We start from the raw sequence: 19,585 nt of genomic DNA on the forward strand, positions 1-19,585 counted from the left end.
CGGGGCGGCGCTCGCGGGCCCGGACGACGGTCGGCCGCACCGTGGGCGCGCGCCGCAGCACGTCCGCCGTGGAACCGGCGCCCGTGCACCTGCCGGCCACGATCCGTGCGGCCGCGCTGCGCCGGGATCCGGCCGCCCCGATCACCCCGGCCGACCTGCGCCGCAAGATCGTCGAGGGCCGGGAGACCAACCTGGTGCTGCTGTGCGTGGACGCGTCGGGGTCGATGGCGGCGCGCACGCGGATGGAACAGGTCAAGGCCGCGGCGCTGTCGCTGCTACTGGATGCCTACCGTCGCCGGGACACCGTCGGGCTGGTGACCTTCCGCGGCGACTCCGCGTCCGTGGTCTTGCCGCCGACGAATTCGGTGGACATCGCGGCCGCACGGCTCCGGACGCTCCCCACAGGCGGGCGCACCCCTCTCGCGGAGGGGCTCGACCGGGCCGCGGAGACCCTGCGCCGGCACCGGCTGCGCGCCCCGGACCTGCGCCCCCTGCTCATCGTCGTGACGGACGGCCGCGCCACGTCGGGCCCCGACGCCGTGCGGAGATCCCTCGCCGCGGCCGATCGCCTGGCCGCCGCGCAGACGCCCGCGGTGGTGCTGGACTGCGAGACTGGCCGTTTCCGCATGGGGCTCGCCCGCGACCTCGCACAACGCATGGCCGCCGAGTACTCCCCCGTCGGCGATGTCCGCGCGGACGCCATCACCGCGGCGGCCGCCCCCTACCTCCAGCACCCGCGCACCGGAAAGGCCGCCTGATGCCCCAGGGAAAGCCCGCTTACGTGCCCGACGACGGCCTGACCACCCGCCAGCGTCGCAACCGCCCGCTCGTCATGGTCAACACCGGCGACGGCAAGGGCAAGTCCACCTCCGCGTTCGGCCTGGCACTGCGCGGCTGGAACCAGGGCTGGTCGGTGGCGGTGTTCCAGTTCGTCAAGTCGGCCAAGTGGCGCCTGGGCGAGCAGTCGGCGTTCGAGGCGCTCGGCGGGCTGCACGAGTCCGACGGCACCGGCGGTGCGATCGAGTGGCACAAGATGGGCTCGGGCTGGTCGTGGTCGCGCAAGGCCGGCACCGACGAGGACCATGCCGCTGCCGCGCTCGAAGGATGGCGCGAGATTCAGGCGCGGTTGGCCGACGAGCGGCACGGGCTGTACGTGCTCGACGAGTTCACCTACCCGATCAACTGGGGCTGGATCGACGTGGACGAGGTGGTGGAGACCCTGGCGGACCGGCCGGGCCGCCAGCACGTGATGATCACCGGCCGCCGCGCCGACCCGAAGCTCATCGAGGCCGCCGACCTGGTCACCGAGATGACGAAGATCAAGCACCCCATGGACACCGGGCAGAAGGGGCAGCGTGGCATCGAATGGTAGGCCCCCGGGATCTGTGGTGATCGCGCCGTGCTGACCCTCCCCCGCGTCGTCATCGCCGCGCCGGCGTCGGGCCACGGCAAGACGACGGTCGCGACGGGGCTCATGGCCGCGCTGCGCCGCAGCGGGCACCGGGTCTCCGGTCACAAGGTGGGCCCGGACTACATCGACCCCGGCTACCACGCGCTCGCGACGGGCCGCCCCGGCCGCAACCTGGACCCGCATCTGCAGTCGCCGGAGCTGCTGGCGCCGCTGCTGCTGCACGGCGCGGCGGGCGCGGACATCGCCGTCGTCGAGGGCGTCATGGGCCTGTACGACGGGATGCTGGGGGCCGACGGATTCGCCTCCACCGCGCACGTGGCCGCCGAGCTCGCGGCGCCGGTGATCCTGGTCGTGGACGTCTCACACGCCTCCCGGTCCATCGCCGCCGTCGTACACGGGATGGCCGGTTTCGACGGCGGAACCCGGCTGGCCGGGGTGATCCTCAACAAGGCGGGGTCGCAGCGGCACGCCGACGAGGTGACCGAAGCGCTCGAGCAGACCGGTGTCCCGGTGCTGGGGGTGCTGCACCGCGACGACGGCATCAGCGCACCGTCCCGCCACCTGGGCCTGGTGCCCGCCGCCGAGCGCGTCGAAGCGGCCGCCCGCCTGGACCGCCTCGCGGCGCAGATCGCCGCGCATGTGGACCTCGACGCGGTGGTCCGCATCGCCCGCGCCGCACCAACGTTGGCCGCGGTGCCGTGGGATCCGGCCGCCGCACTGCCGACGACCCCGGCGGCTGTCCCGTCCGGCCCGCGCCCGGTGATCGCCGTCGCCGGCGGACGGGCGTTCACGTTCCGCTACACCGAGACCGACGAGCTGCTGCGCGCCGCCGGCTGCGACGTGGCGGTGTTCGATCCCCTGCACGACGAGCGGCTGCCGCCCGGGACGGCCGGTGTCTACCTGGGCGGCGGGTTCCCCGAGGTGCACGCCGTGGAGCTGTCGGCCAACACCCCGCTCCTCGCGCACGTGCGCGCGGCCGTCGACTCCGGAATCCGCACCGTCGCCGAATGCGCAGGGCTGCTGTACCTGTGCCGTGAGGTGGACGGCTCGCCGATGGCGGGCGCGCTCGGCGCGTCCGCCGCGATGTCGCCGCGGCTCACGCTCGGCTACCGCACCGCCGTCGCCCCCGCGGACGGGTTGGCAGGCCCCGCGGGCACACGCGTGACCGGCCACGAGTTCCACCGCACCGCGCTCGATTCCGCGTTCGACCCGCCGGCCTGGCTCATCGCCGGCAGCGGCCCTGGCGCGCGCCCGCGGCCGGACGGGTGGTCCTCGCCCACGGTGCACGCCTCCTATCTGCACACCCATTGGGCCGGCTATCCGGTTCTGGCGCAGAGGTTCGCCGATGCCGCTCACCGGGCGCCCGCGCTGTCCGACCCGGTTCCCCGGAACCGTCCTGCGCCGCCCCCGGAGCCCGACCTGCACCACCACGGCGACCGCGAGGCCGCGGAAGGCCTGACCGACCTCGCAGTGAATGTCTCCCGCCTGGCCCGCCCCGCCTGGCTGGACGCGGCGCTACGCGCGTCGTTCGACGACCTCGCCCGCTATCCCGACACCGCGGGGGCCGCAGCAGCACTGGCGGCGCGGCACGGCCGCACCGCCGACGAGGTGCTGCCCACCGCCGGGGGCGCCGAGGCGTTCACGCTGCTCGCCCGCGCCCGGCGCTGGCACCGGCCGGTGGTGGTGCATCCGCAGTTCACCGAGCCGGAGGCGGCGCTGCGCGCGGCGGGGTACGACGGCACGGCCGGTCCGGCCGTGCACCGCGTGCTCCTTCGGCCCGACGACGGGTTCCGGCTCGACCCGGCGGCCGTCCCCGACGACGCCGACCTCGTCGTCGTCGGCAACCCCACCAATCCCACGTCGGTGCTGCACACGTCCGTGACGCTGCGCGCCCTGCTGCGCCCCGGGCGGGTGGTGGCCGTCGACGAGGCCTTCATGGACGCCGTGCCCGGCGAACCCGAGTCCCTGACGCGCACCGCTCTTCCCGGGCTGGTGGTCCTGCGTTCGCTCACCAAGACGTGGGCGATCCCCGGCCTGCGTGCCGGCTACGCGATCGGCGACGCCGCAGTGCTCGCCGACCTCGCCGCACAGCAGCCCCCGTGGTCCGTGTCGGCCCCGGCGGCGGCGGCGATGATCGCGTGCAGCAGTCCCGAGGCCGCCGTGGAATCGGAGCACCGGGCACGCACGATCGCTGCCGACCGCGGTTCCCTGATGGACGGCCTGCGCGCGCTCGGCCTGCACGTGGCGGGCCCCGCCCGCGCGCCGTTCGTCCTCGTCCGATGCCGCCCCGATACGCGGACGATGCTGCGGGCGAAGGGGTTCGCGGTGCGCCGCGGCGACACATTCCCGGGTCTCGCCACCGACGATGGAGCCGAATGGGTGCGGGTGGCTGTGCGTGACCCGGCCACCACCGCCGCGCTGCTCGCCGCGTGGGCGGAGATTCCGTGAGTACGGCGCGTGCGGCCGGGCTGGCCCTCGGGTTCGCCGCGGACCGCGCGTTCGGCGACCCCGCCAGGTGGCACCCGGTGAGCGGCTTCGGCCGTGCCGGACGCGGCCTCGAGCGGCGGATGTACGCGCCGTCGCGGCTGCGCGGCGCCGCGTTCGCCGGCATCCTCGTCGCCGGGCCTGCCGGGCTGGGACTTGCCGCCGGCCGCGCCTGCCGCGGGCGCCCGGTCGCCGAGGCCGTCACCGTCGCACTCGCCACGTGGACGGTGCTCGGCGGGACCACCCTGGCCCGCGAGGCACGCGCCGTCGAGACCCGCCTGGCCCGCGGCGACCTGACGGCGGCCCGCGCCCGGGTGACCCGGCTCGTCGGCCGGGACTCCGAGACGATGGCCGCAGCGGACGTGGCGCGGGCGGCGATCGAATCGGTCGCGGAAAACACCTCGGACGCCGTCGTTGCGCCGCTCTTCTGGGGGGCCCTGCTGGGGCCGGCCGGGCTGCTCGGCTACCGCGCCGTGAACACGCTCGACGCGATGGTGGGCCACCGCAGCGTGCGGTACGAGCGGTTCGGCTGGGCATCCGCGCGGCTCGACGATGCGGCGAACCTCGCTCCGGCCCGGCTGACCGCGCTGCTGGCGGCCCTGTGCGGCGCCGATCCGGCGGGCGCGCTGCGGGCCTGGCGGCGGGACGCGCGCCGGCATCCGAGCCCCAATGCCGGGCCCGTCGAGGCCGCGTTCGCGGGGGCGTTGGGCGTGCGGCTCGGTGGGGTCAATGCGTACCGCGGCGTCGTGGAGGACCGCGGCACGCTGGGCGACGGGCGCACGCCCGAGGCGGCGGATATCGGGCGCACCGAACGGCTCGCGGCTCGCGTGGGGGCGGCGGCGCTGGGTGTGTCGGCGCTGGGCGTGTCGGCGCTGGGTGTGTCGGCGCTGGGTGTGTCGGCGCTGGGCGGGCTCACCCCTCCCTGACTGCCGGCCACTTCTCCGGCCAGAATCCTCCCTCCGGCGGCGCCGCGAAGTACGCTGCCGTGGCCATGCCGACGACGTCGTAGACGAACTCGTCGAGCACAATCCCGTCGACCACCGCGTCCTGGTTCTCCGCACGGGCGGCGAACGACGAGACCACGAACCGCGTGATCAGCCACATCCGCTCTTCCAGCACCGCGGCCGGCAAACCCCGTGCACTGCGACGGATCAGGTCCATCGCCAGCGCGCTGGAGGGGATGAAGCGCTGCTGCTGCCAGTCGCCGATGCGGCCCCACACCTGCGCGACGATGCGGATGAACCGCCGTCCGCGCTCGTCTCGCAACTTCTCTGCGAAGGGGATGGCGAGCGCCGCGATGGCGTCCCGCAGTGCCTCCGGTGAGCCGTCACGCCCCGTGCACAGGATCGCCGTCGTCGCGTCGACGCGCGCGCCGATCTCGTACAGGTGCGTTTGCAGGATCGCCTCGAGCAGCCCGTCCTGGGATCCGAAGTGGTAGTGCACGGCCGAGTCGTTGCGCACCCCGGCCAGCGCATTGAGCTCCCGCAGCCGCACCCGTCCCACACCCGCCTCGGCGTAGAGCTCTTCGCCAGCCTCGATCAACCGCTGCCGCGCGGTGTCCTGGCCCATGCGCACCCCTCTCGAAACCTTCATTGACATAGTAACGAACTTCATTAATATGACTGGCATCACATACCACCGGAGGATCTTCATGGAACCACCGAACAGCACCCGGGCCGCCGGCACCGACGAACACACTGTCGCGGACATCCGCCCCGGTATCGACATCACCGACACGTCCCTCTACGTGGACGGCATCCCGCACGCGCTGTTCGCCCGCCTGCGCGCCGAGAGCCCCGTGTGGTGGAACCCTCAGGCGCCGGGCGTCGGCGGCTTCGACGACTCCGGCTTCTGGGTGGTGTCCACCAACGAGCTCGTCCGCCAGGTCTCCCGGGACGGCGCGACGTTCTCGTCCTGGGAGAACACCGCCACCACCCGCTACGCCGACCATTGCCCGCGCGAGCACATCGACGCCGGCCGCGCCATCCTGCTCAACATGGACGCGCCCGAGCACACGGCACTGCGCGCGATCGTTTCGCGCGGGTTCACGCCGCGCGCCATCGCCACGCTCCGCGCCGTCCTCGCCGCCCGTGCGCGCGGGATCGTCGAGCGGGCGCTGGCGTCGGGCGCGGGGAACTTCGTCGAGCAGGTGGCTACGGAGCTGCCGCTGCAGGCGATCGCCGACATCATCGGCGTGCCGCAGGCCGAGCGCCGCCGCATCTTCGACTGGTCCACCACCATGACCGGACGCGACGATCCGGAGGTCACCGGCGACCCGCTCGAGGCGATCGGGCAGGTCTTCGCCTACGCGATGGGTCTCGCCGCCGAGCGCCGCGATCACCCGGCCGACGACATCGTCACCACCCTGGTCCGCGCCCAGGACGATTCCGGTGCACTCACCGACGCCGAGTTCGGCTCGTTCCTGGTGCTGCTCATGGTGGCCGGCAGCGAGACCACCCGCGACGCGCTCGCCCACGGCCTGCTCGCTTTCCAGGACAACCCCGCACAGTGGGAGCTCTACCGGCGCGAGCGCCCCACCACCACCGTGGACGAGATCGTCCGATGGGCCACCCCGGTGATGTCCTTCCAGCGCACCGCTACCCGCGACGTCGAGCTGGGCGGGCAGGCCGTCCGCCGGGGCGACCGCGTCGTCATGCTCTACGCCTCCGCCAACTTCGACGCGGCCGCCTTCACCGATCCGCAGACGTTCGACATCGCCCGGTCCCCCAACCCGCACGTGGGCTTCGGCGGCACCGGACCGCATTTCTGCCTGGGGCACAACCTCGCCCGCATGGAGGTGGAGCTGATCTTCGACGCCCTCGCCGACCTCGTCCCCGACATCACCGTCACCGGCCCTGTCGTCCGCGCACCGTCGGGGTGGCTCCACGGGCTCAAGTCCGTGCCCGCCGAGTACCCCGCGTGCCCGGTCGCGCATTGAACCCCTGACCCCACCGCCTGTACCCCTCGCCGCCTTACGAAAGGACACCCACCGGAATGCCTGATTACACCGGGCGCACCGCCGTCGTCACCGGATTCGCCTCCGGCATCGGCGCGCGCACCACCGCATTGCTCGCCGGGCTGGGCGCGCGTGTCATCGGCGTCGACCGCCCCGGGGCCGACATCCCCGCCGAGCTCCACGACGCCCTCGCCCTGCGCATCGACGCCGACCTGTCCGCCCCCGAAGGACCTGTCGCCGTGGCGGAACAGCTCGACGGGCCGGTACACCTGCTCGTCAACAACGCCGGAGTCGCCGCGACCCGCCCGTGGCGGGAGGTGCTCGGCGTCGACCTGCTCGCCCCGCGCGACCTCACCCGACTGCTGGCGCCGAAGTTCGCCGACGCGGCCGCCGTCGTCACCGTCGCCTCCCAGGCGGGGCTGCGCTGGCGCGAGAACGTCGCCCGGTCGCGCGCGCTTCTCACCGCAGAGGACTGGGAGCACGCCTTCGCCCTCGCCGCCGCCGAGCCGGACATCCAGCGCGACTGCTACGCCGTCGCCAAGGAGGCGGTGATCGTCGACGCGCTCACGCTCGCCGCCGAGCGCACCGTGCCCGGGCTGCGTGCCAACACCGTCTCGCCCGGCACCGTGCAGACCCCGCTGCTCGCCGACTTCCGGGCCGCGATGGGGAACGAGGCCGTCGAGGGGGCCGCGGCCTGGGCCGGCCGCCACGCCACCCCCGACGACATCGCCGCGGCCATCGCCTTCCTCGGCTCCGACGACGCCGCCTGGATCAGCGGCGTCGACCTGCCCGTCGACGGCGGCTACGGCGCGCTGATCTTCACGATGATGCAGTCCGCCGCGAAGGAGGCTGCCCTATGACCGCCATCGACGACGGCACGCTGATCTCCCGCAACCCGGCCACGCTTGCCGAGGTGGGCCGTTCCCCGTCGCTCACCGGCCCCGCACTCGACGCCGTCGTCGCCCGCGCACGGGCAGCGCAGCCCGCGTGGGCCGCCGACTTTTCCGCCCGCCGCGCCGCCTTGCGCGCCGCCGCCGAGGCGATCACCGCAAAATCCGGGGAGCTCGCATCGTTGCTCACCGCCGAGCAGGGCAAGCCGCTCGCCGAGGCCGGCCAGGAGTTGTGGGTGGCCGCGCACGCGTTCGCCACGCTCGCCGGCACCGCGTGGGAGCCCGAGCAATCGCTCACCGCATCGTTGGGCCGCCCGGTGACCGTGCAGCACCGGCCGTACGGCGTGGTGGCGGCGATCGTGCCGTGGAATTTCCCGCTCTACCTGGCCGCCGCCAAGATCGCGCCCGCGCTGCTCGCCGGCAACACCGTGGTGGCCAAGCCGGCCGAGTCGGTCTCGCTCGCGGTGTCCGCCTTCGTCGACGTCCTGCGCACAGTGCTGCCCGACGGCGTGCTGGAGGTGGTCACCGGCGGCCCCGAGACGGGGCGGCAGCTCATCGACCACCCCGGCGTGCGCATGGTCAGCTTCACCGGCTCGACTCCGGTGGGGCGCAACATCATGGCGCAGGCCGCGGCCACGCTCACCCCCGTCGCCCTGGAACTGGGCGGCAACGACCCGGCGATCCTGCTGCCGGACGCCGACCTCGCCGATGCCGCCGCCCGCCTCTCCGCGGGCGCCTTCCTCAACGCCGGCCAGATGTGCATCGCGCCCAAGCGCATCTACGTGCCAGAGCCGCAGGCAGCGGAGTTCGCCGAGGCCCTTGCCGCCCGGGCGCAGCGCACCGTGGGCGACGGCGCCGACCCCGCCACCACCATGGGCCCGCTGCACAACGCCCGCCAGCGCGAGATCGTCACCGGGATGCTCGGGCGCGCGCTCGACTCCGGCGCCCGCGTCGTCACCGGCGGCGTGCGCGAGCACGCGCTGCCCGGCCACTTCCTCGACCCGACCGTGCTGGTGGGCGCCGGCGACGGCGACGACATCGTGCGCGAGGAGCAGTTCGGTCCCGTGCTGCCCGTCGTCGGCTACCGCGACCTCGACGCGGTGCTGCGCACGCTCGACGCCCAGGAGTACGGGCTGGGCGCGTCGGTGTGGAGCGACGACGCCGATGCGGCGAGCGCGGTGGCCGAGCGCATCGACGCGGGCACCGTGTGGATCAACCAGCACAACGCACTCGACGTGGCCGTGCCGTTCGGCGGAGTCAAGGCCAGCGGCTTCGGCCGCGAGGGCGGCGCCGCAGGGGTCGAGGAGTTCACCACCACGCGGGTGCTCGACCCGAGGCCGGCGACATGACGCCGCATCGCATGACCCCGCACGCCCCCACGGAAACGGAGATGCCATGAACGTCCAGCTCACACCGGATGCCGCCGCCGACACGCTCGAGGAGGCCTATCTCTACGCGTACCCGCTCGTCCTGATGGACGTCATCCGCGAGATGACCACCAACACCGAGACGCCCACCACCGAGCGGGCACCGCTGGGCCGGTTCTTCCACTCCCGCGCCCTCGCCACCCCCGCCATCGACAGCCTCACCCGCCCAAACGCCGACACCCTCTACACCCAGGCCTATCTGGACCTGGGCGACGAGCCATACCTGCTGCACAAGCCCGCCGCCCAGCGCTACCTGGCGATCCAGCCCTTCGACGGGTACTCCAACAATCCCTCGATCCTCGGCACCGGGGGTCTGGGCGGCGACGACGAGGCCGTCTACGCGTTCACCGGCCCACGCTTCGCCGGCGCTCTGCCCGAGGGCGTTCTCCCGGTGCCCATGCCCACCGACTTCGTCTGGCTGCTCGCGCGCGTGCGCTGCCACGGCCCGGACGACACGGCGGAGCCGCACCGCCTGCAGGACGCCATGGACCTCTACCCGCTGTCGCAGCATGGGCGCGCGCACGAGCGTCCCCGCGGCACCTACTCGCCCACCCGCGACTACGTCCCCCTCGAACGCATGCGGACGATGGGCGCCGAGGAGTACTTCCGCCGCTTCAACGCGCTCGCGGTGCGCAACCCCGGAACGGGCGCCGACGCGCCCGCGCTGGAGCGCTTCGCGCCGCTGGCCGTCGGGGCCGGCCTGGAGTTCTCGCTGGACGCGCTGCCCGAGGCGGCGCGTCTACGGGCGAAAGAGCTGCCTCTGTTCATGGAGAGCGCCGAGGTGCGCGACAACCGCCGGATCACCGTGATCGACGGCTGGACCTACCTGGACGACACCGTCGGCCGCTTCGGCACCGACTACCTGTACCGCGCGGTGATCGCATACATGGGCTTCGCCAACCCGGTGGACGTCACCGCCTATCCGTCGATCTTCACCGACGCCGACGGCGCGCCGCTCACCGGCGAACACTCCTACGTCATGCACTTCCCGGCCGGGCAGCTGCCCCCGTACCACGGGGGCGGCTGGTGGTCGCTCACCCCGTACACGCAGGTGGGCCGTCTGATCGCCAACGAACTCGACCGCTACGCGCTCGATGACAGCATGCCGCTGGCCGTCAACCCGGACGGCTCGCTCGACCTGTGGCTCAGCGCCGACGCCCCCGGCGACGACCGCCTCGCCAACTGGCTGCCGGTGTGCCGGGAGGGATTCGGCCTGACCTTGCGCATCTACCTGCCCCACAGCACCGTCACCACGCATGAGTGGACACCCCCGCAGGTGCGGCGCACCGATTCGTCGCAGTAACACCACGCCGGCCGGCCAGGCCTTCTGGCCGACCGGCGCCAACGAGACTCCAGAACATCGGAAAGGCCTGGCATGCCACGCCCATCACACATCCGGGTGGGGTCGCTCCTCGTCGCACTCGCCGCCGCCGCGACATTGGCCGGTTGCGCGGGTGCCGATGTACCCGACTCCTCCGCTCAATCGGTGACGAACGGTTTCATCGGCACGCAGCATGATGACGGAAGCCCGACTCCAGGCGGAACACTCTCGTACGCGACACTGTCCGGCGTCGCGAGCCTCGACCCCGCCGATCGACAGGACAGCGGTTCGACGGGCGGCAGCGAGATGGCCGCCATCTACGACCTTCTGATGCGCTACGACCCCGTCGCGAAGGAGTATGTGCCCCAGCTCGCCCGTTCGCTTGCCCCGAACGCGGACGGCTCGGTCTGGACGCTCTCGCTGCGGCCCGACGCGGTGTTCAGCGACGGCACACCGGTGGATGCGGATGCGGTGGTCTGGAGCATCCGGCGGTACCTCGATGAGAAGGGGACGCAGGCTCAGGTGTGGCAGGAGTCGGTCGAGCACATGCGCCCCATGGATGCGACCACCGTAGAGTTCACGCTCAAACGCCCGTGGCGGCAGTTTCCTTTCATGCTCGCCTCCGGCCCCGGGATGATCGTGGCTCCGTCCTCGATGGCCACGGGATCCTTCACCGCGATCGGGGCGGGCCCGTTCACCGTCGAGCAGTTCGCACCGCAGAACCGGCTCACCCTCACCGCGAATCCCCGGTATTGGGACGGGCCGCCTCCTCTGGAGAGCGTGCAGTTCCCCGTGATCCAGGGTGAGCAGCCCAAGCTGGACGCCCTCCGCAACGGCGACATCGACGCAGCATACCTGCGTCGTTCCGACACCATCCACAACGCGCTCTCCGCCGACGGTATCGGTTTTCTCAATACGGTGAACATGGGTGCGGTCGGCATGATCAATCAACGGCAAGGACGGGCGGCGTCGGACCTCCGGGTACGCAAGGCCATTGTCGCCGCGATCGATCCCGATCTCTACAACGAGCGCGCGGAGGCGGGTGCGGGAATGCCGGGCAGCGCACTGTTCCAATCCTGGTCGACCTGGCACAGCGATGCACCGGTGAGCGGATACGATCCCGCCGCGGCGGAGAACTACCTCGACGAGGCCAAGGCCGACGGCTACAACGGCGCCCTCACCTACTTCACCACCAACAACTCCCAGACCCAGAAGAACGCCCTGGCCTACAAGTCCATGCTGGAAGCGGTGGGATTCACGGTGGACATCCAGTATGCGCCCACCATCGCGGACTTCATTCGCGGAATCTATGTGGACCACGACTTCGATATCGCGCACTCCGGAATGAGCGTCCAAGACGAGGCGCCCTTCGTCAGGCTGTACGGAAACTTCCACAGCGACTCGGCGTCGAACGTCCTCGGTTACGCGAATACCGACATGGACGCACTGCTGGAACGCGTCCAATCTGCAACGGACGAGGACGCCAAGCGCGTCGCCCTGGCCGACGTGCAGGAACTCGTGAACCGGACAGCACCGCTGGTGACATTGGGCGCCGGCCAGGTCCTGGTCACCTGGCGCGAAGACGTCCATGGGATCACCCCGAGCGCCGACGGCATCATGCTCTTCGACGATGCGTGGGTGGATTCCGGCACCAACGGCTGACCCGCCACCCGCACGGCATCAGTGGAGGATCACAATGACGCGACACCCCGCCCCCGACGGCGTCAACACCACCGTCACCACCACCCGCACCGACCTGGCCGAACTGGCCGCGGCGCTGCAGTCGTGGCTGCGCACCGCCGACGACGATCCGTCCGTCACCGTCGAGGACCTCACCCGCTCGGAATCGTCCGGCATGTCGAGCGTGACGGTGCTCTTCACCGCGGTGCGCGGCAGGGATCGTTCCGAGCAGGTGCTGCGGCTGGCGCCCGAACCGTCGGCACTGCCGGTGTTCCCCGGCTACGACCTGCACCGGCAGGCCGCCGTGACGGGCGCCCTCGCCGACGCGGGCCTGGTGCCCGTGCCGCGGGTGCGCCGGGTGGAGGAGTCCCCGGAGCCGTTGGGCCGCCCGTTCCTGGTGATGGACCGCGCCGACGGCACCGCCCCGCCCGACAATCCGCCCTACGTGTTCGGCGGCCCGTTCGTCGACGCGACGCCCACCGAGCGCGACCGGATGCAGCGCGCCTCCGTCGCCCTGCTCGCCGGGGTGCACGCGACGCCGCCGCCCGACGCGCTGCGCGCCGACGGCGCGGCCGGCACGGGGCTGGCACGCCTGGTGGACGACACCGCCGGCTACTACGCATGGACCGTCTCGGAAGGCGGTGTGCGCGTGCCGATCCTGGAGGACGGGCTGCGCCGGCTGCGCGACGAGCTGCCCGCACAGGCCTCGCCCGACGTGCTCGCCTGGGGCGACGCGCGCATCGGCAACATCCTCTACCGCGATTTCGCGCCCACCGCCGCGCTGGACTGGGAGGGCGCCGCGCTGGCCCCGCCCGAGTACGACGCCGCGTGGTTCGTCTTCTTCCACCGCATGTACCAGGACATGGCCGAATCCTTCGGCAAGCCCGGCCTTCCCGGGTTCCTGCGCGCCGCCGACGTGCTCGAGCAGTACCGGACCGACTCGGGCCGGACACTGCACGACATGCCGTACTTCCTCATGCTCTCGGCGGTGCGGATGGGGATCATCTTCGCCCGCATCAAGGCGCGCTCGGTGCACTTCGGCGACACCCCCGCCCCCACCGACCCCGACGAGTACGTGCTGCACCACCGGATGCTGCGCACCATCCTCGACGACCGCTACGAATGGGAGATCTGATGTACCCCGACCCGCTGGACGAATACCCGATCCACCAGGTGCCGCTGTCGATGGCGCGCACCGAGACCTCCGACCGCAACTTCTACGACCGCTACTACTTCAACGCGCACGACCGGACGGGCCGCGTCTACTTCGTCTCCGGCTTCGGGGTGTACCCCAACCTGGGCGTGGTCGACGCGTTCGCCACCGCGATCCGCGGCACCGACCAGCGCGCGGTCCGCTTCTCCGACGCGCTCGACACCCGCTACCGCGACCAGGTGGGCGGCTACCGCATCGAGGTGATCGAACCGCTGGAGCGCCTGCGCCTCGTCGGCGAGCATCCCGACCTGTCGTTCGACCTCACCTGGCAGGGCTCGTTCCGGGCCGTGCTCGAAGACCGCCACCTGCTCATGGGCGGGCGCCGGCCCAACCTCGACGCCAGCCGGTTCGCGCAGCTCGGCTCGTGGGAGGGCACTTTGAGCGTGGACGGCGAGGACTTCGCCGTCGACCCGGCCGTGTGGATGGGCAGCCGTGACCGGTCATGGGGCATCCGTCCGTCCGGCGAGCCAGACCCGCTCGAGCGCACGGCGGAACTGCGGCCCGACGGGTTCTGGTGGGTGTACTGCCCGCTGCGGTTCGACGACTTCGCCATCGTCATCATCGCCCAGGAGGACGGCGACGGGTTCCGCTCGCTCAACTACGCGGTGCGCGTCGACCGGGACGGGGCCGTGGAGCAGCTCGGCTGGCCGCGCTTCGAGATCGCCTACAAGCCGGGCACGCGCGAGATGGAGTCCGTCCGTATCCATCTGACCGATCGTCGCGGCGAGCAGACCGTCATCGACCTCGAACCGAAGACGTTCCTGACCCTGCAGATCGGCGCCGGCTACGGCAGCGACCCCGAGTGGAGCCACGGCCGATGGATGGGCCGCGACTGGTCGCTGTCCTCCCGCTACGACACGGCCGCACCGGAGTTCGACCAGCGCAAGACCAACGGCGTCGTCGAGTACGTGGTGCACGCGCGCTGCGGCGACGCCGTCGGCTCGGGCATGTTCGAGCACCGCGTGGCCGGCCGCCACACGCCGTCCGGCTTCAACTCCCCCACCGGCATGGCGCGCTGAGCGGGCAGACCGGCGCCGACCAAGCGGATTCTGCACGCCCGAACGCGAGAACGTGCAGAATCCGCTTGCTCGGCGCGCGCGGCCACCAGCACCCGAGCACCCCCGGCGCCTGAGCGCCCCTACCCCCGAGGTGAAACCATGCGCACCACCCGCGGTCTACTGATCGCCGCCACAGCGACCGCCCTCCTTCTCACCGGCTGCAGCAGCGCCGGCACCGCCGACTCCGCGCGCGACATCTCCGAGGTCACCGCGGGACTGCTCGACGGCGCCGATTCCGCCGAGGGAGTCCGGGGCGGCACCGTCTCCTACGCCCCCTTCTCCGGCGTCAGCACCCTCGACCCGGTCCGCCAGGACGGCGGATCGACGGGCGGCAGCCAGATGGCCGCCATCTACGACCTGCTGATGCGGTACGACGCGGCCGCCGACGAGTACGTCCCGCAGCTCGCCGCCGGATTAGAACCGAACGGCGACAACACGGTATGGACGCTCACCCTCCGTGACGGGGCCACGTTCAGCGACGGGACACCGGTCGATGCCGAATCCGTCAAGTGGAGCGTGGAGCGGTACCTGACGAAGAGGGGCACGCACGCACAGCTCTGGTCGTCGTCCGTGGATCGAGTCAAGGTCGTCGACCCGCACACCGTCCGCATCACGCTCACGAAGCCCTGGCCCCAGTTCCCCGCTCTGCTCACGACCGGCCCTGGCATGGTCGTCGCCCCGTCGTCCATGGCCACCGGCGAGTTCCGGCCGATCGGCGCGGGACCGTTCACCGTCGCGGACTTCCAGCCGGGCACCGCGCTCACGCTTGCCGCACGCGACGACTACTGGGACGGCTCTCCGCCTCTGGACACCCTGCGTTTCCCCGTGATCACCAGCGAGGACGGCCGCCTGGACGCACTGCGCAACGGCGACATCGACGCGGCCTACATGCGCTCACCCGACGTGGTGGCGGACGCGCTGACCACCGAGGATGCCGGCTACCTCTACAACGCCAACATGGGCGCGGTGCTGGCGATCAACCAGCGGCCCGGGCGCGCCGCCGCCGACCCGCGCGTCCGCCGCGCGATAGTCGCAGCCGTCGACCCCGCCCTGTTCGACCAACGCGCCAACAAAGGCAAGGGCATGCCGGGGAGCGCGATGTTCGAGCAGTGGTCGCGTTGGGGTCCCACGGAGGCGGCCGGCTACGACCCGGACCTCGCCCGTCGCCTCCTCGATGAGGCCAAGGCCGACGGATATGACGGCGTGCTCTCCTACGCCGGCCTCAACGCCGCCTACGCGCAGTCGCATGCGCTGGCGATCCAGTCGATGCTGGAGGCCGTCGGGTTCACCGTGGAGCTCGACTTCAAGCCCAGCATGGCCGACCTCATCGCCGCCCTGTACGCCAAGCACGACTTCGACATCGGCGAGTCCGGCTTCAACGTCGCGGACGACGCCCCGTATGTGCGGCTGTTCAGCAACCTGCACAGCGGCTCCAGCTCCAACGTGCTCGGCGTCGCGAGCCCGGAGGCTGATCGGCTGCTCGACCGGTTGCAGACTGCCGACGGCGACGAGGCGCGGCAGGCCGCGTTGGACGAACTGCAGTCGTGGGTGAACGCCGAGGCGCCGTTCGCGGCGCTCGGGGCCACCAAGAACTTCGTCGCCTGGCGGGACGTCACCGGCGTGGTGCCCAGTGCCGACGGGATCATGTTGTTCGGCGACGCGGCCCGGACCGAGGGGTGATGGGGATGCCCGAAACTCCCGCGCTCCTCGCCCTGGGCGGTGCACTGTCGGCCGGACGGCTGCGTGTGCCCCTCATCGCCGCGCCGATGCTCGGCGTGTCCGGCGTCGACCTGGCGGCCGCCGCATGCCGGGCGGGGGTGGTGGGCGCGTTCCCCACGGCCAACGCCCGCACTGTCGACGAGCTCGACCACTGGCTGACCACGCTCGACGCCGTCGTTGCAGAGGCGACGGACGCGGGCACGCCCGCCGCGCCGTACGCACCGAACCTCATCATCCGGCAGCCGCGGCTCACCGACGACCTCGCCTGCCTCGCACGGCACGACGTCGAACTCGTCATCACCAGCGTCGGCGCCCCCGGCACGGTGATCGGCCCGCTGCACGACGCGGGCACCGCCGTATTCGCCGACGTCGGCACCCTGCGGCACGCCGAGCGGGCGGTGGCACAGGGCGCCGACGGGCTGATCCTGCTCACCGCGGGCGCAGGCGGGCAGACCGGATGGCTCAATCCGTTCGCGTTCGTGCGCGCGGTGCGCGGCTTCTTCGACGGTCCGCTGGTGTTGGCCGGCGGGATCTCCGACGGGCACGCGCTGTGGGCCGCGCGCACCGCGGGGTACGACCTGGCCTACATGGGGACCCGCTTCATCGCAGCCGAGGAGTCGCTGGTCTCCGACGGGTACAGGCGGATGCTCGTCGACAGCAGCCTCGACGACGTGGTGCTCACCCGTGCGTTCACTGGCCTGCGCACCAACATGCTGGCGCCGTCGATCCGCGCGAACGGCCTCGACCCGGCGCGCCTCGACGAGCAGATATCCGTTGCCGATTCGGCGCAGGTGTTCGGCGGCGCTGCTCCGCCCGGGCCGCGCAGATACAAGGACATCTGGAGCGCCGGGCACTCGGTATCGGGCGTGACGGGCGTGCACAGCGCCGCCGAGATCGCGGAGCAGACCTGGCGCGAGTACGAGGCGGCCCGCGAGGCCACGAGGAGGGACCTGCGATGAGCGAGCAGACGGCTGGCTGCGCGGGGGTGCATCAGCGCGGTCCCACGATGAACAGCGCGGTGTTCGCCGCGCTGCGCCGGTACCCGGACCGCGTCGCGTTCTCCTGGGACGGCGGACACTGCACCTACCGCGAGGTGGCGGACATGATCGGCCGGTTCCAGGCAGTCCTGGCGGCACGGGGGTGCGCAAGCGGCCAGGTGATCGGGCTGCTCGGCGGCAACCGCGCGGAGGTCTGGTGCGCGGGCGCCGCGGCCGGCGGCCTGGGCATGGCGACGACGTGGCTGCACCCGCTGGGCTCCACCGCCGACCGGCTGTTCCAGCTCGACGACTCCGGGGCGTCGGTGCTCCTCGTTGACGAGCGGCGATTCCCCGACCAGGGCGGCGAGCTGGCCGCGGCGTGCGCCGAGCGCGGCGTGGACGTACTCTCCCTCGGCCCGTCCCCGTTCGCCGCCGACCTGGCCACGCTCGCAGAGCGGCACGGGCCCGCCCGGATCGCCGACCTGGCCCGCCCGGCCGACCTGTCGAACATCGGCTACACCGGCGGCACCACCGGCACCCCCAAGGGCGTCGAGCGCAGCCACGCCGCCAACTCCGCGGTCACCGGCGCGGTGCTGGCTGGATTCGAGCTGCCGCCCGTGCCGCGGTTCCTGGCCGCGGCGCCGATCAGCCACGTGGGCGGGTCGAAGGTGGTGCCCACGCTGATCCGCGGCGGCACGGTGCACCTGGTCACCGGATTCGACCCGGGCGCGACGCTGCGCGCGATCGGGGAACACCGGATCAACTGCACACTGCTGGTGCCGTCGATGATCTACGCGCTGCTCGACTCGCCCGCGTTGGGCCACACCGACCTCTCCTCGCTCGAGCTTGTTCTCTACGGCGCCTCCCCGATCTCGCCCGACCGGCTCGGCGAGGGGCTGGACAGGCTGGGGCCCGTGTTCTCGCAGATGTTCGGGCAGACCGAGTGCTACCCGATCTCGCTGCTGCGGCGCGACGAACACCGAGTGGACGAGCCGGGGCTGCTGGCGTCGTGCGGCTTCCCGCTGCCCGGGGTGTCCGTGTCGATCCGCGGCGAAGACGGGTCCGAGGTGCCGGACGGTGAGCCAGGCGAGCTGTGCGTGCGCGGCGGGCCGGTGATGGACCACTACCACGGGCGCGACGACCTCACGGCCGAGGCGCTGGCCGGCGGTTGGTTGCACACCGGCGACGTCGCACGGCGCGACGAGCGCGGCTATCTCTACATCGTGGACCGTAAGAAGGACATGATCATCTCCGGCGGGTTCAACGTGTATCCGCGGGAGGTGGAGGACGCGCTCGCGGCGCACCCGGCGGTGTCGGCTGCCGCGGTGTACGGCGTGCCCGATGCACGCTGGGGCGAGGCGGTGACGGCGTCGGTGGTGCTGCGGCCCGGGGCGGCGGCAGGCGAGGCCGAGCTGATCGCGCACGTCCGGGAGCGCAAGGGGCCGGTCCTCACACCGAAGTCGTTGCAGATACTCGATGCCTTGCCGCTCACGGCCGTGGGCAAGATCGACAAGCGGAGGCTGCGGGGTGAAGCAGCGGGCTGACAGTGGTCCCGCATCGACCAAGTGGAATCCCGCATCGAACAAGTGGAACTTGCCCGTACGGACGCGAGATCGTGCGAAATCCGCTTGCTCGACGGGGCACCCCTCACCCCGCAGGCACCGCCTTCGCTCCGCGCAGGAAGGCTTCTTAATAATTGCATTCCAGCGTCGCCTGGATAATCCTGGCGGACAGCATTTCTATAGGGTACTCATCTTGGATGATGCTGCAAGAGTCGCCACTCCGAAGTGCGATGTCAGTCTGGGTGAAGCCGGGGACGTAATCGCCATCCTCTCCGAAGTTCGGCAAGGAATCCTGCACGGGGACGGTATTGGTCACGTCGATAATCTTCTCAGCTAAAATGCTCTTAGCGTACTCATTCGCCTCGTGATCACTCATCTGCACGCCATCCAGGCTGAGTGAGCTTGTTCCCATCGTCGACAGGCCCCCGAATGTCGCTGCCACTACGAATGACAGCGATGATGCGCCGATCAGCATGATGTTCTTCACTCCGTCCGCAATACCGACGTCCCGGTTCTTGATCCGCGAGCATATGAGCAGAGAAATGAATACCAATAGGGTGATTGTCGCCGCTATGCACACCAACACCATTACGGAGTTGGAGGAGTCTGTCACCTTAGGCACCTTGAAGACGATCGTGTGCACGAGTGTTCCTTCTTCTATTGAAAGGTATAGCGGCCCTTCCGGACCCGGAGTTAACTGGCTCTACGGAATGCAGAGTGCGTAGACGGGTGTCCAGCGAGGTGAGGGGGGACCACAACGTGTAGGCGGGTCCTGCGGTGTGAAGATGAGAGTTGCGAAGCTCCCCATCGACCACCACAGGACCCGCCTTGCAGCCTACTGACACCGTCGCCGACACGATCTGCCGAACCGTCGAACTCGGCGTCAC

At 71.6% G+C, this 19,585-nt stretch carries 16 protein-coding genes; 14 read left to right on the forward strand and 2 right to left on the reverse strand.

Going from position 1 to position 19,585, the window contains the following annotated elements:
• The 4 genes from JJ683_RS16475 to JJ683_RS16490 form a co-directional block, all read left to right on the forward strand.
• Positions 1–758, forward strand: a 758-nt coding sequence (locus JJ683_RS16475; RefSeq protein ID WP_200175708.1) for a VWA domain-containing protein, incomplete at its 5' end; no start/stop codon positions are given.
• The gene (gene cobO / locus JJ683_RS16480; RefSeq protein WP_200175710.1) at positions 758–1,372 is read left to right on the forward strand and encodes a cob(I)yrinic acid a,c-diamide adenosyltransferase; all 615 of its coding nucleotides are present in this window, start codon (positions 758–760) and stop codon (positions 1,370–1,372) included. The genes JJ683_RS16475 and cobO, both read left to right, overlap by 1 nt.
• Before the next feature lie 27 nt (positions 1,373–1,399).
• Entirely contained in the window at positions 1,400–3,859 is a 2,460-nt protein-coding gene (gene cobBC / locus JJ683_RS16485; RefSeq protein WP_200175713.1) for a bifunctional hydrogenobyrinic acid a,c-diamide synthase/histidinol phosphate aminotransferase CobBC, read from the forward strand.
• Positions 3,856–4,821: a cobalamin biosynthesis protein gene (locus tag JJ683_RS16490; RefSeq protein ID WP_200175714.1), complete on the forward strand. Its 966-nt coding sequence runs from the start codon at positions 3,856–3,858 to the stop codon at positions 4,819–4,821. Before cobBC ends, JJ683_RS16490 begins: the two co-directional genes overlap by 4 nt.
• Here the strand turns inward: JJ683_RS16490 and JJ683_RS16495 are convergent.
• Positions 4,808–5,488 carry a TetR/AcrR family transcriptional regulator gene (locus JJ683_RS16495; protein WP_200175715.1) on the reverse strand — a complete coding sequence of 227 codons (681 nt, stop codon included), beginning with the start codon at positions 5,486–5,488 and terminating at the stop codon, positions 4,808–4,810. The genes JJ683_RS16490 and JJ683_RS16495 overlap by 14 nt on opposite strands.
• A gap of 58 nt (positions 5,489–5,546) precedes the next feature.
• Here JJ683_RS16495 and JJ683_RS16500 point away from each other — a divergent pair, with 58 nt between their 5' ends.
• The 10 genes from JJ683_RS16500 to JJ683_RS16545 all read left to right on the forward strand — a co-directional run bounded on the left by JJ683_RS16500 (position 5,547) and on the right by JJ683_RS16545 (position 18,680).
• Positions 5,547–6,833 carry a cytochrome P450 gene (locus JJ683_RS16500; protein WP_200175716.1) on the forward strand — a complete coding sequence of 429 codons (1,287 nt, stop codon included), beginning with the start codon at positions 5,547–5,549 and terminating at the stop codon, positions 6,831–6,833.
• Positions 6,834–6,889: 56 nt separating this feature from the next.
• The gene (locus tag JJ683_RS16505) at positions 6,890–7,711 is read left to right on the forward strand and encodes an SDR family oxidoreductase (protein WP_200175717.1); all 822 of its coding nucleotides are present in this window, start codon (positions 6,890–6,892) and stop codon (positions 7,709–7,711) included.
• Positions 7,708–9,090 (forward strand): aldehyde dehydrogenase family protein, encoded by a 1,383-nt coding sequence (locus tag JJ683_RS16510; RefSeq protein ID WP_200175718.1) that lies wholly within the window; start codon positions 7,708–7,710, stop codon positions 9,088–9,090. Before JJ683_RS16505 ends, JJ683_RS16510 begins: the two co-directional genes overlap by 4 nt.
• Positions 9,091–9,136: 46 nt before the next feature.
• Positions 9,137–10,471 (forward strand): DUF1254 domain-containing protein, encoded by a 1,335-nt coding sequence (locus JJ683_RS16515; protein WP_200175720.1) that lies wholly within the window; start codon positions 9,137–9,139, stop codon positions 10,469–10,471.
• Positions 10,472–10,654: 183 nt separating this feature from the next.
• The gene (locus JJ683_RS16520) at positions 10,655–12,151 is read left to right on the forward strand and encodes an ABC transporter substrate-binding protein (RefSeq protein ID WP_307810994.1); all 1,497 of its coding nucleotides are present in this window, start codon (positions 10,655–10,657) and stop codon (positions 12,149–12,151) included.
• A gap of 34 nt (positions 12,152–12,185) precedes the next feature.
• The gene (locus JJ683_RS16525; RefSeq protein WP_200175724.1) at positions 12,186–13,304 is read left to right on the forward strand and encodes a phosphotransferase family protein; all 1,119 of its coding nucleotides are present in this window, start codon (positions 12,186–12,188) and stop codon (positions 13,302–13,304) included.
• A complete protein-coding gene (locus JJ683_RS16530) occupies positions 13,292–14,401 on the forward strand; it encodes an Rv3169 family protein (protein ID WP_242474799.1) in 1,110 nt (369 codons plus the stop codon). The genes JJ683_RS16525 and JJ683_RS16530 overlap by 13 nt, the downstream gene beginning before the upstream one ends.
• Positions 14,402–14,539: 138 nt before the next feature.
• Positions 14,540–16,120, forward strand: a complete 1,581-nt coding sequence (locus JJ683_RS16535; protein ID WP_200175725.1) for an ABC transporter substrate-binding protein — start codon at positions 14,540–14,542, stop codon at positions 16,118–16,120.
• 5 nt (positions 16,121–16,125) lie between these two features.
• Positions 16,126–17,118, forward strand: a complete 993-nt coding sequence (locus JJ683_RS16540; protein ID WP_200175726.1) for an NAD(P)H-dependent flavin oxidoreductase — start codon at positions 16,126–16,128, stop codon at positions 17,116–17,118.
• Entirely contained in the window at positions 17,115–18,680 is a 1,566-nt protein-coding gene (locus tag JJ683_RS16545) for an AMP-binding protein (RefSeq protein ID WP_200175727.1), read from the forward strand. The genes JJ683_RS16540 and JJ683_RS16545 overlap by 4 nt, the downstream gene beginning before the upstream one ends.
• Positions 18,681–18,825: 145 nt before the next feature.
• Here JJ683_RS16545 and JJ683_RS16550 read toward each other — a convergent pair whose 3' ends face one another.
• The gene (locus JJ683_RS16550; RefSeq protein WP_200175728.1) at positions 18,826–19,341 is read right to left on the reverse strand and encodes a hypothetical protein; all 516 of its coding nucleotides are present in this window, start codon (positions 19,339–19,341) and stop codon (positions 18,826–18,828) included.
• Positions 19,342–19,585: the final 244 nt, after the last annotated feature.

This window comes from Tomitella cavernea, assembly GCF_016599145.1.
GTDB classification, from domain to species: Bacteria; Actinomycetota; Actinomycetes; order Mycobacteriales; family Mycobacteriaceae; genus Tomitella; species Tomitella cavernae.

What these genes read in the sequence shown, in the direction of transcription:
- cobO (WP_200175710.1), top strand. Translation starts at nt 758, where the DNA reads ATGCCCCAGGGAAAGCCCGCTTACGTGCCCGACGACGGCCTGACCACC.
- JJ683_RS16495 (WP_200175715.1), bottom strand. Translation starts at nt 5,488, where the DNA reads ATGAAGGTTTCGAGAGGGGTGCGCATGGGCCAGGACACCGCGCGGCAG.
- JJ683_RS16500 (WP_200175716.1), top strand. Translation starts at nt 5,547, where the DNA reads ATGGAACCACCGAACAGCACCCGGGCCGCCGGCACCGACGAACACACT.
- JJ683_RS16505 (WP_200175717.1), top strand. Translation starts at nt 6,890, where the DNA reads ATGCCTGATTACACCGGGCGCACCGCCGTCGTCACCGGATTCGCCTCC.
- JJ683_RS16510 (WP_200175718.1), top strand. Translation starts at nt 7,708, where the DNA reads ATGACCGCCATCGACGACGGCACGCTGATCTCCCGCAACCCGGCCACG.
- JJ683_RS16515 (WP_200175720.1), top strand. Translation starts at nt 9,137, where the DNA reads ATGAACGTCCAGCTCACACCGGATGCCGCCGCCGACACGCTCGAGGAG.
- JJ683_RS16525 (WP_200175724.1), top strand. Translation starts at nt 12,186, where the DNA reads ATGACGCGACACCCCGCCCCCGACGGCGTCAACACCACCGTCACCACC.
- JJ683_RS16530 (WP_242474799.1), top strand. Translation starts at nt 13,292, where the DNA reads ATGGGAGATCTGATGTACCCCGACCCGCTGGACGAATACCCGATCCAC.
- JJ683_RS16535 (WP_200175725.1), top strand. Translation starts at nt 14,540, where the DNA reads ATGCGCACCACCCGCGGTCTACTGATCGCCGCCACAGCGACCGCCCTC.
- JJ683_RS16540 (WP_200175726.1), top strand. Translation starts at nt 16,126, where the DNA reads ATGCCCGAAACTCCCGCGCTCCTCGCCCTGGGCGGTGCACTGTCGGCC.
- JJ683_RS16545 (WP_200175727.1), top strand. Translation starts at nt 17,115, where the DNA reads ATGAGCGAGCAGACGGCTGGCTGCGCGGGGGTGCATCAGCGCGGTCCC.